This window comes from Microbacterium hydrocarbonoxydans (assembly GCF_011752045.1).
Lineage (GTDB): Bacteria > Actinomycetota > Actinomycetes > Actinomycetales > Microbacteriaceae > Microbacterium.
The window spans coordinates 68,543-80,822 of record NZ_JAAKXW010000002.1 but is presented as its reverse complement, the minus strand read 5'-3'; the positions used below and the strand labels follow the sequence as shown (position 1 = coordinate 80,822).

At 72.1% G+C, this 12,280-nt stretch carries 12 protein-coding genes; 8 read left to right on the top strand and 4 right to left on the bottom strand.

Annotation, left to right across the window (positions count from 1 at the left end):
* Positions 1-118 precede the first annotated feature (118 nt).
* The 3 genes from G6G98_RS08765 to G6G98_RS08755 all read left to right on the top strand — a co-directional run bounded on the left by G6G98_RS08765 (position 119) and on the right by G6G98_RS08755 (position 3,363).
* Positions 119-1,132, top strand: coding sequence for a hydroxyacid dehydrogenase (locus tag G6G98_RS08765; protein WP_164234771.1), 1,014 nt, complete (start codon positions 119-121; stop codon positions 1,130-1,132).
* Positions 1,133-1,198: 66 nt separating this feature from the next.
* Positions 1,199-2,260: a LacI family DNA-binding transcriptional regulator gene (locus G6G98_RS08760; RefSeq protein ID WP_164234770.1), complete on the top strand. Its 1,062-nt coding sequence runs from the start codon at positions 1,199-1,201 to the stop codon at positions 2,258-2,260.
* On the top strand, positions 2,257-3,363 hold the full coding sequence (locus tag G6G98_RS08755) for a glycerate kinase (RefSeq protein ID WP_164234769.1): 1,107 nt from the start codon (positions 2,257-2,259) through the stop codon (positions 3,361-3,363). The genes G6G98_RS08760 and G6G98_RS08755 overlap by 4 nt, the downstream gene beginning before the upstream one ends.
* A gap of 136 nt (positions 3,364-3,499) precedes the next feature.
* Here the strand turns inward: G6G98_RS08755 and pgm are convergent, their stop codons facing one another.
* Complete coding sequence (gene pgm / locus G6G98_RS08750; RefSeq protein ID WP_164234768.1) at positions 3,500-5,143, bottom strand: phosphoglucomutase (alpha-D-glucose-1,6-bisphosphate-dependent); 1,644 nt, start codon at positions 5,141-5,143, stop codon at positions 3,500-3,502.
* A 108-nt stretch (positions 5,144-5,251) separates the two neighbouring features.
* Between pgm and pheA the strand changes: the two genes are divergently transcribed.
* Together pheA and G6G98_RS08740 are read left to right on the top strand one after the other, a co-directional pair.
* Positions 5,252-6,193 (top strand): prephenate dehydratase, encoded by a 942-nt coding sequence (pheA, locus tag G6G98_RS08745; protein WP_164234767.1) that lies wholly within the window; start codon positions 5,252-5,254, stop codon positions 6,191-6,193.
* Positions 6,194-6,426: 233 nt separating this feature from the next.
* The gene (locus G6G98_RS08740) at positions 6,427-7,353 is read left to right on the top strand and encodes an endonuclease domain-containing protein (protein WP_164234766.1); all 927 of its coding nucleotides are present in this window, start codon (positions 6,427-6,429) and stop codon (positions 7,351-7,353) included.
* Between the two features lie 91 nt (positions 7,354-7,444).
* Here the strand turns inward: G6G98_RS08740 and G6G98_RS08735 are convergent, their stop codons facing one another.
* The 3 genes from G6G98_RS08735 to G6G98_RS08725 form a co-directional block, all read right to left on the bottom strand.
* On the bottom strand, positions 7,445-8,479 hold the full coding sequence (locus tag G6G98_RS08735) for an LLM class flavin-dependent oxidoreductase (protein WP_164234765.1): 1,035 nt from the start codon (positions 8,477-8,479) through the stop codon (positions 7,445-7,447).
* Between the two features lie 174 nt (positions 8,480-8,653).
* A complete protein-coding gene (locus G6G98_RS08730) occupies positions 8,654-8,881 on the bottom strand; it encodes a DUF2795 domain-containing protein (protein ID WP_164234764.1) in 228 nt (75 codons plus the stop codon).
* A gap of 71 nt (positions 8,882-8,952) precedes the next feature.
* A complete protein-coding gene (locus G6G98_RS08725; protein WP_067355524.1) occupies positions 8,953-9,375 on the bottom strand; it encodes an Hsp20/alpha crystallin family protein in 423 nt (140 codons plus the stop codon).
* Between the two features lie 123 nt (positions 9,376-9,498).
* Between G6G98_RS08725 and G6G98_RS08720 the strand changes: the two genes are divergently transcribed.
* The 3 genes from G6G98_RS08720 (at position 9,499) to G6G98_RS08710 (ending at position 12,235) form a co-directional block, all read left to right on the top strand.
* Positions 9,499-9,783, top strand: a complete 285-nt coding sequence (locus G6G98_RS08720) for a MerR family transcriptional regulator (protein ID WP_067355527.1) — start codon at positions 9,499-9,501, stop codon at positions 9,781-9,783.
* 62 nt (positions 9,784-9,845) lie between these two features.
* Positions 9,846-10,478 (top strand): phosphoribosyltransferase, encoded by a 633-nt coding sequence (locus tag G6G98_RS08715; protein ID WP_067355531.1) that lies wholly within the window; start codon positions 9,846-9,848, stop codon positions 10,476-10,478.
* Between the two features lie 26 nt (positions 10,479-10,504).
* The gene (locus G6G98_RS08710; protein ID WP_164234763.1) at positions 10,505-12,235 is read left to right on the top strand and encodes a cation:proton antiporter; all 1,731 of its coding nucleotides are present in this window, start codon (positions 10,505-10,507) and stop codon (positions 12,233-12,235) included.
* Positions 12,236-12,280: the final 45 nt, after the last annotated feature.

Sequence of the window (12,280 nt, the reverse complement as noted above, 5' to 3'; positions counted from 1 at the left end):
TGATCTCCAGGGTTTGGCAAACGCTTGCCACTTTGCAAGACGTCGTTGGCGAATCTAACCTAGGGACGCGAGCACTGTCAATCATTGATCGGATGTTTCGCTTTCAAAGGAGATGGGAATGACCGACGACGCGAATCGCATCACGGTGCGCCTGGTGATGGAGGAGGGACGCCGCGGCGACGTCTATCCCGCGGATGTACTGGCCGCAGTCGACCGTATCGCGGACCTGCGCAGGCCGTTCCTCACCGCGGAGGAACTCGCCGCCGATCCGGGTGTGCTGCACGACACGGAGGTGCTGCTCACCGGCTGGGGCGCCCCCGTCGTCGACGCCCGGCTGCTCAGCGCTGCGCCGCGGCTGCGCGCGGTGCTGCACGCGGCGGGATCGGTGAAGCACCTCATGACCGACGCGGCCTGGCGGCGCGGGATCACGGTGGTCTCGGCGGCCGCCGCGAACGCCGATCCTGTCGCCGAGATGACGGCCGCGCAGATCGTCCTCGCCGCCCGCGGAATCCCCGCCGCACGCCGTCGCTACCGCGCGGAGCGGGATCGCCAGGCGGCCGCGGCGGCGGCATCCGGCATCCGGGGCACCGTCGTGGGCCTCGTCGCGCTGGGGGAGATCGGGCGCAGGGTCGCCGGGCGGCTGCGCGGCACCGGAGTGCGGATGCTCGCCGCCGACCCCTTCGCGACACCCGATGCGGCCGCGGAACTCGGCGTCGAGCTCGTCTCGCTCGAGGAGCTGTTCGACCGGGCCGAGGTGGTGAGCCTGCACGCGCCCCTGCTCCCCGCCACCGAGGGCATGATCGGCGCCTCGCTGCTGGAGCGGATGCCGGAGGGCGCGACGCTCATCAACACGGCGCGTGGCGGCCTCGTCGACGAGCAGGGCCTGGCCGCCGTCTTCTCCCGCCGCCCGGATCTCACCGCCCTCCTGGACGTCACGGTCGAAGAGCCGCCGGCGCCGGACTCGCCGCTGTGGGAGCTGGAGAACGTCGAGCTGACGCCGCACGTGGCCGGATCCATGGGGTCCGATCGCGGGGCCATGGGACAGCTCGTCGCCGAGGAGCTCGAGCGCCTCGTGAAGGGGTCGCCCCTGCGGCACCGGATCGAGGAGGAGGCGCTCGCGAGGATGGCCTGAGTCGGCAACCGCTTGCCAGGGCGCGAACCTCGGTTGGATGGGCCCGCGGCCACTATGCTCAGGGGCATGGAACTGCAGGAAAGCCCTTCCCGCACGCGCCAGGCGCGCCACGCGCGCGCGGCGGCGCCGACTCTGCATGACGTGGCCCGTGAGGCGGGCGTCTCCCTCGCCACCGCATCCCGCGTCCTGAACGGCTCCGAGCGCAAGGTCGCGGAGTCCTATCGCGAGCGCGTCGAGCAGGCGGCCGCATCCCTCGGGTACACGGCCAACGTGTCCGCCCAGGCCACCGCGCGCGGGACCTCCCCGGTGATCGCCCTGCTCGTGGCGGACATCGCCGACCCCTACTTCGGGCTGATCGCCTCCGGGGTGGCGCGCGGGGCGGATGAGCAGGGGCTCGTCGTGACCATCGCGATCACCGAGCGCGATCCCGCCAGGGAGGCGCGCATCGTGCGCGCCCTGCGCGGCCAGCGCCCGCAGGGGCTCATCCTCGCGGCATCCCGTACCCAGGAGGACCCGGCCGATTCCGCAACCGTCGCCGAGCTGACCGAGTTCGCGCGATTCGGCGGGCGGGTCGTGACGTTCGGCGAAGGCGGAGCAGAGGGTCGCCATGTCGAGATCGACAACAGGGCGGGCGCCGAGGCGCTCGGGCGGAGCATGGCAGAGCTCGGCTACCGGTCGGCCGTCGCGATCGCCGCCGCCGAGGGCGTGCGGACCTCGGACGACCGGCTCGCCGGCTTCCGTGCCGGGTTCGAGGCCGGTGGCGGGGCCGTGCACCGCGTGCTGCGCGGAGACTTCCGCAAGGAGAGCGGCGCGGCGCTGATGACGCAGGCGCTCGCCGAGGGCGTGGAGCCGGGGACTCTGGTCTTCGGCCTCAGCGACGTCGTGGCGATCGGCGCGATGTCCGCCCTCCGCGACGCCGGCAGGGCAGTGGGCGCGGACGTCGCGGTGTGCGGCTTCGACGACGTCCCCTCCAGCGTCGACGTCACCCCGGCGCTCACCACGGTGCGGGTGCCGCTCAGCGAGGTCGGGTATCAGGCCTTCCGCGCCACGGTGGACGCCGACTGGGAGCAGCCGCCGCTGCCGCTGGAGGTCGTGGTGCGGGACAGCACCCCCGGGCTGCGTCGATGACGACGGTGGTCCTCGCCCCGGACAGCTTCAAGGGGACGATCACGGCCGCGGACGCGGCGCGGGCGCTGGCCGAGGGGTGGCGCGACGCGGACCCGTCGGCCGTGTTCGTGCACCGGCCGATGGCGGACGGCGGCGAGGGAACCGTGGCGGCGTTCGCCGCGGCCGTGCCCGGAGCCCGGCGGATGCCGGTCACGGTGGACGGCCCGGCCGGACGTGCCGTGAAGACGTCGTGGCTGCTGCTGCCGCCCACTGCGGACTCGCCGGCCGGGACCGCAGTGGTCGACCTCGCATCCACCTCCGGCATCGAGCTCCTCGACGAACTCCGGCCGTGGGACGCGGACACGACCGGCTTCGGCCAGGCCATCGCCGCCGCCCTCGACCACGGCGTCTCGCGCGTGGTGGTCGGCATCGGCTCGAGCGCCTCCACGGACGGCGGCACGGGGATGCTGACCGCCCTCGGCGCCCGCTTCCTCGACGCCGCGGGCGAGCCCGTCGCGCGAGGGGCGCGCGGTCTCGCCGAGATCGCCGCGGTCGACCGGAGCGGGCTGCGCGCCGCCCCGGAGGTGCGCGTGCTCACGGACGTGACCAATCCGCTGTGCGGCCCTCGGGGCGCGGCCGCGGTGTTCGGCCCGCAGAAGGGGCTCACGGCGCCGGCGGACATCGCCGCGGTCGATGCCGCGCTCGGACGGCTCGCCGCGCTGCTGGAGCTCGACGCTGGGCTGGCGGGCACCGGAGCCGCGGGAGGCACCGGCGGAGCACTCGTCGCCTGGGGCGGCATGCTCGCGCCCGGGGCGGCCGAGGTGGCCGAGCTCATCGGACTCGCCGTGGCGATCGCCGGCGCCGACGTCGTGATCACCGGAGAGGGCTCCTACGACGGGCAGTCCGGCGACGGCAAGGTCCCCTCGTTCATCGCGGGCCTGGCCGCCGGCTCCGGAGCGCGGGCGCTGCTCGCGGCGGGTCGGATCACGGATGACGCCGACACCGCTCTGTTCGCGGCATCCGCCTCGCTCACAGAGCTCGCGGGCTCCTCGGAGTCCGCGCTCGCGGACCCCGCGAGGTGGCTGCGCGAGGCCGGGGCCGCGCTGGCGCGCTCTGAGTCCTGAGGCCCGGAGGTCGCCTCCGGCATCCGGTGCGCGGTCAGAAAGGAATCCGGCGTCGGGTGCGCGGTCAGAAAAGCCTCGCGCAACCCGGTTCCGGATGCTCCCTTGACCACCCACGCATGAGCGAGAGGGCCCGGCGTCAGCCCCCGAGCGCGGCGGAGACGACGGCGCGCGCCTCGGCCTGCACCTCGGCGAGGTGCTCGGGGCCGCGCAGGCTCTCGGCGTACAGCTTGTAGACGTCCTCCGTGCCCGACGGGCGGGCGGCGAACCAGGCGTGCTCGGTCTGCACCTTGAGGCCGCCGATCGCCGCGCCGTTGCCTGGCGCGTGCGACAGCTTCGCCGTGATGTCCTCTCCGGCCAGGGTCGTCGCGCTGACGGCATCCGGCGCCAGCTTGGAGAGCGCCGCCTTCTGCTCGGGAGACGCCGGTGCGTCCACGCGCTGGTAGGCGGAGGCGCCGAAGGCTGCCTCGAGCTCGGCGTAGCGCTCCGAGGGCGTCTTGCCGGTCACGGCGATGATCTCCGCGGCGAGCAGGCAGAGCAGGATGCCGTCCTTGTCCGTCGACCAGACGGAGCCGTCCTTCCGGAGGAAGGACGCGCCGGCGGACTCCTCGCCGCCGAACGCGACGGTCCCGTCGAGCAGCCCCGGCACGAACCACTTGAAGCCCACCGGGACCTCGAGCAGGCGACGGCCGAGCGACTCGGCCACCCGGTCGATGATCATCGACGACACGAGCGTCTTGCCGATCGCGGCGTCGCGCGGCCACTCGGCCCGGTGGGAGAACAGATAGTCGATCGCGACGGCGAGGTAGTGGTTCGGGTTCATCAGCCCGGCATCCGGAGTCACGATGCCGTGCCGGTCGGCATCCGCGTCGTTGCCGGTGAGGACGTCGTAGTCGGCCTTCTTCGCGACCAGGGACGCCATCGCGGAGGGCGAGGACGGATCCATGCGGATCTTCTCGTCCCAGTCCAGTGTCATGAAGCGCCAGGTCGGGTCGACCTCCGGGTTCACCACGGTGAGGTCGAGATCGTGGACCTCGGCGATGAGCGCCCAGTACTCGACGGATGCTCCGCCCAGCGGGTCGGCGCCGATGCGCACGCCGGCCCTGCGGATGGCGTCGACGTCGATGATCGACGAGAGGTCGCGCACATAGGCGTCGCGGAAGTCGTAGCTGCCGAGCGTGTCGGCGTCGATGTCCGCGTAGCGCACGCGCTTCACGCCCTCGAGTCCGCCGGCGATGAGCTCGTTGGCGCGGTCGGCGATCCAGCCGGTCGCGTCCGTGTCGGCGGGGCCGCCGTGCGGCGGGTTGTACTTGAAGCCTCCGTCGCGCGGCGGGTTGTGGCTCGGAGTGACCACGATGCCGTCAGCGCGGCCGGCGTCATCCGGCGCCAGGTCGCGGTTGTAGGTGAGGATCGCATGGCTGAGCGCCGGGGTCGGAACCCAGGCGTCCCGGGAGTCCACGCGCACGTCGACGCCGTTCGCGACCAGCACCTCGATGGCGCTGCGCTCGGCCGGGAGCGACAGTGCGTGGGTGTCGCGGCCGAGGAAGAGCGGACCCGTGATGCCCTGCCCTGCGCGATAGTCCACGATCGCCTGCGTCGTGGCGAGGATGTGGTTCTCGTTGAAGCTGTTCGACAGGGAGGAGCCGCGATGGCCGCTGGTGCCGAACACGACCCGCTCACCCGGGACGTCGGGATTCGGGGTGCGATCGTAGTAGGCGGCGATCAGCTCGTCGACATCGATGAGGTCACTTTCCTCCGCGGGGAGGCCTGCACGGCTCGTCATGCAGACAGTCTGCCCCTCGCGCGGCGATCGCGCACCTCACATTTCCTGAGTCGTGCAGGTTTTCGTCACAGGCAGGGGCGGTGGGGCGCGGGCGACTAGGCTTGCCGCGTGACTGAACGCCGCACCTACAGCTATCTCGGCCCCGCGGGGACGTTCACCGAAGCGGCGCTGGAGCAGGTGGCGGAGGCGCGCGGGCAGGAATGGCGCCCGGTGCACAACGTCGGCGAGGCGCTCGACGACGTGCTCTCGGGCGTGTCGGACGCCGCGATGATCGCGATCGAGAACTCGATCGAGGGCGGCGTCTCCACCACCCAGGATGCCCTCGCGACGCTGCCGGGGCTGCGCATCATCGGCGAGTACCTGGTGAGGGTCAACTTCGTGCTCGTCGCGCCCCGCGGCACCCGGCTGGAGGATGTGAAGGTCATCGCCGCGCATCCGGTCGCCTACGCGCAGTGCCACGGCTGGCTCGGCGCGCACCTGCCGCAGCACTCGCACGTGCCGGCGGCCTCGAACGTGGCATCCGCGATCGGCGTGCTCGAGGGCACGCTCCCCGCGCAGGCGGCGATCGCCGCCCCGGGCATCGTGAACCACTACGACGTCGACGTGCTCGCCGAGGGCATCGGCGACAACGCGCACGCCGTCACACGCTTCGTGCTCGTCACCCGCACGACCCGCTCGCCGGAGCCGACCGGAGCCGACAAGACCTCCCTCATCGTCGAGCTGCCGCACGACCACCCCGGTTCGCTCCTGGAGATGCTCGAGCAGTTCTCCACCCGCGGCATCAACCTGTCGCTGATCGAGTCCCGGCCGATCGGCGACGAGCTCGGCCGCTACCGCTTCGTCATCGACGCCGACGGCCACATCGAGCACGAGCGGATGGCGGACGCACTGCTCGGCATCCGCCGGTTCAGCCCTCGTGTCGTCTTCCTCGGCTCGTACCCGCGCGCCGACCGCCAGATCGTGCAGTACCCGGAGCGCTACTCCGACGACGTCTTCGTCGAGGCGCGCGACTGGCTCCGCGGCATCCTCTCCGGCGAGCCGGAGGCGTAGCCGGCTCTGTCGCGGCGTTCTGTCGCGGCGTTTTGCTTCGGGGTTCTGCCGCGGCGTTCTGCCGCGGCGTGGATCGAAAATGCCGGTCCAGGCGAGCTGCGTGCGGCATTCTTGATCCACGGTCGAGTGGAGAACGACTGCACAGGGGGACGTGCGGCGGAGTTCTCCCCACGCTCCGGGACGTCGGGCCCGCGCGCGAGGAGTCGCGGCCGCGGCGATGGGAGCATCGTCGGATGCGTCATCGAATCGCGCTTCCCCCTCGGCTGGGCGAGAACTTCAGCGTGCGGCAGGCGGCGGCACTCGGAGTCCGCCGGGGACGGACGGATGCTGCGGACCTGGCGCGTCCGTTCCACGGGATCCGCTCCGTCGAGGCGCCGCAGACGTTCCGCGCGACCGTCGACTGCTACCTGCCGCGTCTGCGTCCGCATCAGAGGTTCGTCGGGCGCAGCGCGGTGAGGCTCTGGGCGCTTCCGTACCCCGATCCGTGGCAACCCGAGGAGGCTCTCGAGATCGCGGCGCCCCAGGAGCAGAGCCCGCCGCGTGCCGCAGGCGTGAAGGGCCGGCATCTCGGACGCTCGCGGGCGCAGACGTGGTTTCTCCGGCAGGCGCCGGTCGTGGACCCGGTAGCGGCTGTGCTCAGCAGCGCGGGCGAGCTCACGGTCCCGCACCTGGTGATCCTGCTCGACGCGATCCTGACCGATTGCACGAACTATCCGGGGATGGAGGAGGCGGGGCGGCCGCGGTGCACTCTTGACGAACTCGAGATGCGGGTCGCGGCATGGGGGCGCTTTCCTGGCAGCGGACGCGTCCGCATCGCGCTCCGGATGACGCGGGAGAGGGTCGAGTCGCCGAAGGAGACCGAGACCCGCCTTGCGATCCTGGACGCGGGACTTCCCGAGCCGACCGTCCAGTTCGACGTGCGAGCGGGCGAGCGATTCATCGCCCGGGTGGATCTCGCGTACCCGCAGTGGCGGATCGCCGTCGAGTACGAGGGCGACGGACATCGCAGGAGCAAGGAGCAGTGGCGCCGAGACGTTGCCCGACAGCGCGATCTCGAGGACCGTGGCTGGATCGTGATCAGGCTGACGCAGCACGACCTGGAGGACCCGGCGGAGTTCCTCGCGCGGCTACGGCGGGCGATCGCCTCCCGCGCGACTTGATTCTGGCGGCGTGGATCAGAGATGACGGTGCGGAGCGGCTCACGCCGGCATTTTCGATCCAGCGCGGGACACGAAGGACACAGGCGGACGACTAGAGCGCGGCGGCGATGAGCTCCAGGGTCTGGGCTCGTCCGGGGGCGGCATCCCTCGGTTCGGACTCGTATGATGCGGCGACGGGGGAGAGCATGACTTCGTCGACTCCCCACCGGGCGGCGAAATCGCGCACCTCGGCGGCCACGGAATCCCCGGTGCCGACGAACCAGCGCGCCCGCGCGTCGGCGACGACCTGATCGGTCGCGGCGTCGGAGGGTGCGGCGAGGGCCTCCTCCACGGCCTCCAGGGCGACGAGAGGCTTGTTCAGGCGCAGGCGCGCCATCATCCGCAGCTGAGGGAGCGCCCGCTCCTCGGCCTCGGCGGCCGTGGGGGCGGCGACGGCGTTGACCGTCAGGAAGGTCTGGGGTTCCGGATGCTCCTCGCTCGGCCGGTAGCCGCTGCGGTAGAGATCGAGGGCGCGTTCGAGGCCCTGCCCCGAGAAGTGGTTCGCGAAGACGTACGGCAGGCCGTGGGATGCCGCGAGCTGCGCCGAGTAGTCGCTCGAGCCCAGCAGCCAGACCTCGGGGGCGCCGGTCGCGGCGGGCGTGGCGTGCACGGTGTACTCGCCGCCGGAGGTGAAGCGCACGGTCGCGCCGTCGGCGGAGAGGAGCGCGGCGATGTCCTGCACGTGGCGGGGGAACTGCTCCACGTCGCTCGTGGTGCCCGATCCGCGCAGCAACTGCGTGATCACCGGGTCGCTGCCCGGGGCGCGGCCGAGGCCCAGGTCGATGCGGCCCGGCGCGATGGCCTCGAGCGCCGCGAACTGCTCCGCGACGATGAGGGGGGCGTGGTTCGGCAGCATCACGCCGCCGGAGCCGAGCCGCATCTGCCTGGTGCGCGCGGCCGCGGCGGCGATGAGCACCGGGGGCGTGGTCGACGCGACGGCCGGCATGTTGTGGTGCTCGGCGAACCAGTACCGGCGGAATCCGAGGCGGTCGGCGGTCTCCGCGAGGGAGAGCGAGGCGGCGACCGCCTCTGCGCTGGTCTGCCCGGTGCGCACCGGGACGAGGTCGAGGACCGAGAGAGCAGTCACTCAGGGGCCAACCGGGGGCCGCACCGGAGCATTCCCGCACGCAGGCGGGTCGGATGCCGGGACCGCGGCGCCGGTCGCGCGAACGCCGGTCGGGGCGGATGCAGGCGCGGACGCGCGCGGAGCGGATGCCGTGCGGCCGAGGGGAAGGTGGCGCGGCATCCGCTCCGGCCCCGGTCAGGCGTGCGCCGGCTCGGCCGGAGCGAAGGCGTCGGCCAGCGCCCGGCGAGCCAGCCGGTAGCGCACCTGCCAGGCGGCGCCGTAGCTCTGGTCCGGCAGCCCGGACAGCAGCATCCTGTCCTCGACGGCGAGTCCGTCGCGCGCCGCCTCGCGCTCGAGATCGTCGCGCGTCGCGGGATACTCCATGGCCCGGAGGAAGCGATCGAGCGAGGGGGAGAGCGGCATGATCATCGTCCTTTCCGTGTCGTGCATCTGAGGATCGGGACCGGGCGCCGAGGCCCGGCCCCGTTGGCGCATCAGGCGTCGATCGCCTGCCGGCGCTCGGTCGACTCGACCTCGATCTTGCGCGGCTTCGCGCGCTCGCTGACCGGGATGAGCACCGAGAGCACGCCGCTCTCGTAGTTGGCGCTGATCTTGTCGACGTCCACGCCGTCGCCGAGCGTGAACTGGCGGAGGAAGGACCCCGCGCCGCGTTCACGGGCGAGCCAGCGCACGCCCTCGCGGCTGTCCGCGGTGCGCTGCGCCCGGATCGTCAGCTGTCCGCCGTCGACGTCGACGTCGATCGAGCCGGGATCGACGCCCGGCAGATCGGCGTGCAGGACGTACTGCTCCCCGTCGCGGAAGAGGTCCACCGGCATCAGCCGGGGCGCCCGAACGGAGTCCAGCACGCTCGCTGCGAATCGATCGAGCTGACTGAACGGGTCGAAGGTGAGTGCCATGAGTTTCTCCTTTCGTGCGGCCCTGCATGGGCTATGGTGAGGAGGTGAGATTATCTGCACCTCGTGCTATAGATTTGTTATAGATCAATTCGAGGTCGATTGCAACGGGAAAGAGGAGGCAGCATGGCCGAGCGTGATTCCGGCACCCCCGTCTACGGGATCGCGGTCGCGGCGCAGCTCAGCGGCGTGAACGAGGCCAGCCTGCGGCTGTTCGAGGCCAAGGGCCTGCTGACCCCCGCCCGCAGCGAGGGCGGGACGCGCCGCTACAGCGACGACGACATCGCGCGGCTCCGCCGGGTGACGGACCTCCGCGACGAGGGCATCAACATCGTCGGCATCCGTCGCGTGCTCGACCTCGAGGACGAGAACGCGGACCTGCGCGCGGAGCGCGACTCCGCCGACGAGTAGCACCCCGCGCCTGCGTGCGGGACGGGGTTGACCGCGCGCGGCCCCGGGCGTAGGCCGGTGGCATGGACAGATTCCGCGACCGCATCGAGGCCGGACGGATGCTGGCGGCGAGGCTGCGCGAGAAGCCGCCTCCCACCCCGGTCGTGCTCGGCCTTCCGCGCGGCGGCGTTCCGGTGGCGGCGGAGATCGCGCACGCCCTCGACGCGCCACTGGACGTGCTCGTGGTCCGCAAGCTCGGCGTTCCCTGGCACCGGGAGGTCGCGATGGGCGCCGTGGGAGAGGACGGCGCGACGGTGCTGAACACCGAGGTGACCGCGGCGGCGCGCGTCACGCTCGATGACGTCGAGGCGGCGGAGCAGCGCGAGCGGGCCGAGGTCGAGCAGCGGGTGCTCCGGTTCCGCGAGGGGCGTCCGCCGGTTCCGCTCACCGGCCGCACCGCGGTGATCGTGGACGACGGCATCGCGACCGGTGCCACGATGCGTGCGGCGTGCTCCATCGCGCGGGCGCGCGGTGCGGCATCCGTCGTCGTCGCCGTCCCCGTCGCCGCCCCGGACGCGCTGAGCGCGCTCGACGAGGCGGATGACGTCATCTGCCTCCGCGCCCCGGAGGACTTCATGGCCGTCGGGATGCACTACCTCGACTTCCGCCAGGTCGACGACAGCGAGGTGGTGGAGCTGCTCAGGGCCGCTCGCTGACGAGCCGTCGCGGCTACGCTTCTCGCATGGATGCGGAGATCTTCTACGTTCTCGTCGGATCGGTCGTGGTGGCCGCGATCGCGCGGTGGCGCGGATGGCCAGCGCCGCTGCTCGTCACGGTCGCGGCGCTCGCGGCATCCTTCCTGCCGTTCGCTCCCGACCTCGAGATCGACGGCCACCTGCTGCTCAACCTCGTGCTGCCGCCGCTGCTGTACTCGGCCGCGCTGGACGTCTCCTTCGTCGGGTTCCGGCGCAGCCTGCCGCAGATCCGCCGGCTCGGCATCTGGCTCGTGCTGCTCACGGCGATCGCCGTCGGGCTCGTCGCATGGTGGATCCTGCCCTCGCTGACGCTGCCCGGCGCGCTGCTGCTCGGTGCGATCGTCGCACCGCCGGACGCCGTCTCGGCCGCGGCGATCGGCCGCAAGCTCGGCCTGCCGCGGCGCATCATGACGGTGCTGTCAGGGGAGAGTCTCATCAACGACGCCACCTCGCTCACCCTGTACCGCGTGTTCGCGGCGATCCTCGCCGGTGCGACCCTCACCGTCTGGGACGGGATCGGGCAGTTCCTGCTCGCCGTCGGCGTGGGCGTCGCGGTCGGCCTCGTCTTCGGGATCGGCCTGCACCAGCTGCGGATGCGCATCGACGACGCCGTCGTGATCGGCACCTTCGGGCTGCTCGCGCCGTTCGGCGCCTACGCGATCGCGGAGCATCTGCTCGGCTCCGGTGTGCTGGCCGTCGTCGCGATGGGGCTCTACGTGGGGTTCAACGCCCCGCGCACCGACTACACGACACGTCAGCAGGAGACCCCGCTGTGGCTCTCCGCCGACCTGCTGCTGGAGAGCTTCGTGTTCGCCTACATCGGCCTGCAGTTCCCGCGGGTGCTCGCCGACCTCGGCGACGAGTCCGTCGGCCGCATCCTGCTGCTGTCGGGTGCCGTGCTGCTCGTCGTGCTCGTCGTGCGGCCGCTGTACATCTACCCCGCGAACGGCTGGGCCAATCACCTCGACCGCCGTCGCCTCGCCCGGATGGATCGCGGCATCGCCTCCGGGGAGTTCGAGAAGCGCAAGGATCGGTCGCGGCACTGGCGCCAGTACAGCGCCGAGGAGCTGCGCACCCAGATCGTGCGCGAGCGGATGGCGGGGCTCCAGCTCACCTGGAAGGACAACGCCGTCATCTCCTGGGCGGGCATGCGCGGCGTCGTGACCCTGGCGACCGCGCTCGCCGCCGCCGACCTCGCGACGCTCGGCTCCGAGGCCTCGCACGCGATCGTCGTGGTCGCGTTCGTGGTCACCGTCGGCACCCTGCTGCTGCAGGGACTGACCCTGCCGATGCTCATCCGCGGCCTCGGCATCGAGAGCGATGTCGACGAGGCCGAAGACGAGAGGGCCCTCGCCGCGGTGAAGGAGAAGAGCCGGGAGGCAGGCAAGACCTATCTCGCCGAGAAGCGCGTCGAGTGGGAGGCGAAGCACGGCAGCGTGGATCTCGGCGTCTTCGACGCGTTCACGAAGCGCATGACCAGGGTCGAGAAGGACACCGATCAGGCGCAGGAGGTGGAGGATGCCGTCGCGCGGCCCTCCTACGACGACCTGGTCGCGCTGTCGAAGGGATGGCTGCAGGTGCGCCGGGAGATCCTGCTCGCCGAGCGCGACGCCGGCAACCTCGACGAGGAGCTCATGCGGGAGCTGATGATCGCGATGGATGCCGAGGAGCTCGCCCTCGACACCCGCGGCGCGACCCGCAGCCAGGGCCGCGTGTAGTCCTGGACCGTCTCGGCGTGGCCGGCCGACGGCGTGCGCAACTCC

Bases quoted from the DNA above. Each gene is read 5' to 3' on its own strand.
- G6G98_RS08765 (WP_164234771.1), top strand. From the start codon at position 119: ATGACCGACGACGCGAATCGCATCACGGTGCGCCTGGTGATGGAGGAG.
- G6G98_RS08760 (WP_164234770.1), top strand. From the start codon at position 1,199: ATGGAACTGCAGGAAAGCCCTTCCCGCACGCGCCAGGCGCGCCACGCG.
- G6G98_RS08755 (WP_164234769.1), top strand. From the start codon at position 2,257: ATGACGACGGTGGTCCTCGCCCCGGACAGCTTCAAGGGGACGATCACG.
- pgm (WP_164234768.1), bottom strand. From the start codon at position 5,143: ATGACGAGCCGTGCAGGCCTCCCCGCGGAGGAAAGTGACCTCATCGAT.
- G6G98_RS08740 (WP_164234766.1), top strand. From the start codon at position 6,427: ATGCGTCATCGAATCGCGCTTCCCCCTCGGCTGGGCGAGAACTTCAGC.
- G6G98_RS08730 (WP_164234764.1), bottom strand. From the start codon at position 8,881: ATGCCGCTCTCCCCCTCGCTCGATCGCTTCCTCCGGGCCATGGAGTAT.
- G6G98_RS08725 (WP_067355524.1), bottom strand. From the start codon at position 9,375: ATGGCACTCACCTTCGACCCGTTCAGTCAGCTCGATCGATTCGCAGCG.
- G6G98_RS08720 (WP_067355527.1), top strand. From the start codon at position 9,499: ATGGCCGAGCGTGATTCCGGCACCCCCGTCTACGGGATCGCGGTCGCG.
- G6G98_RS08715 (WP_067355531.1), top strand. From the start codon at position 9,846: ATGGACAGATTCCGCGACCGCATCGAGGCCGGACGGATGCTGGCGGCG.
- G6G98_RS08710 (WP_164234763.1), top strand. From the start codon at position 10,505: ATGGATGCGGAGATCTTCTACGTTCTCGTCGGATCGGTCGTGGTGGCC.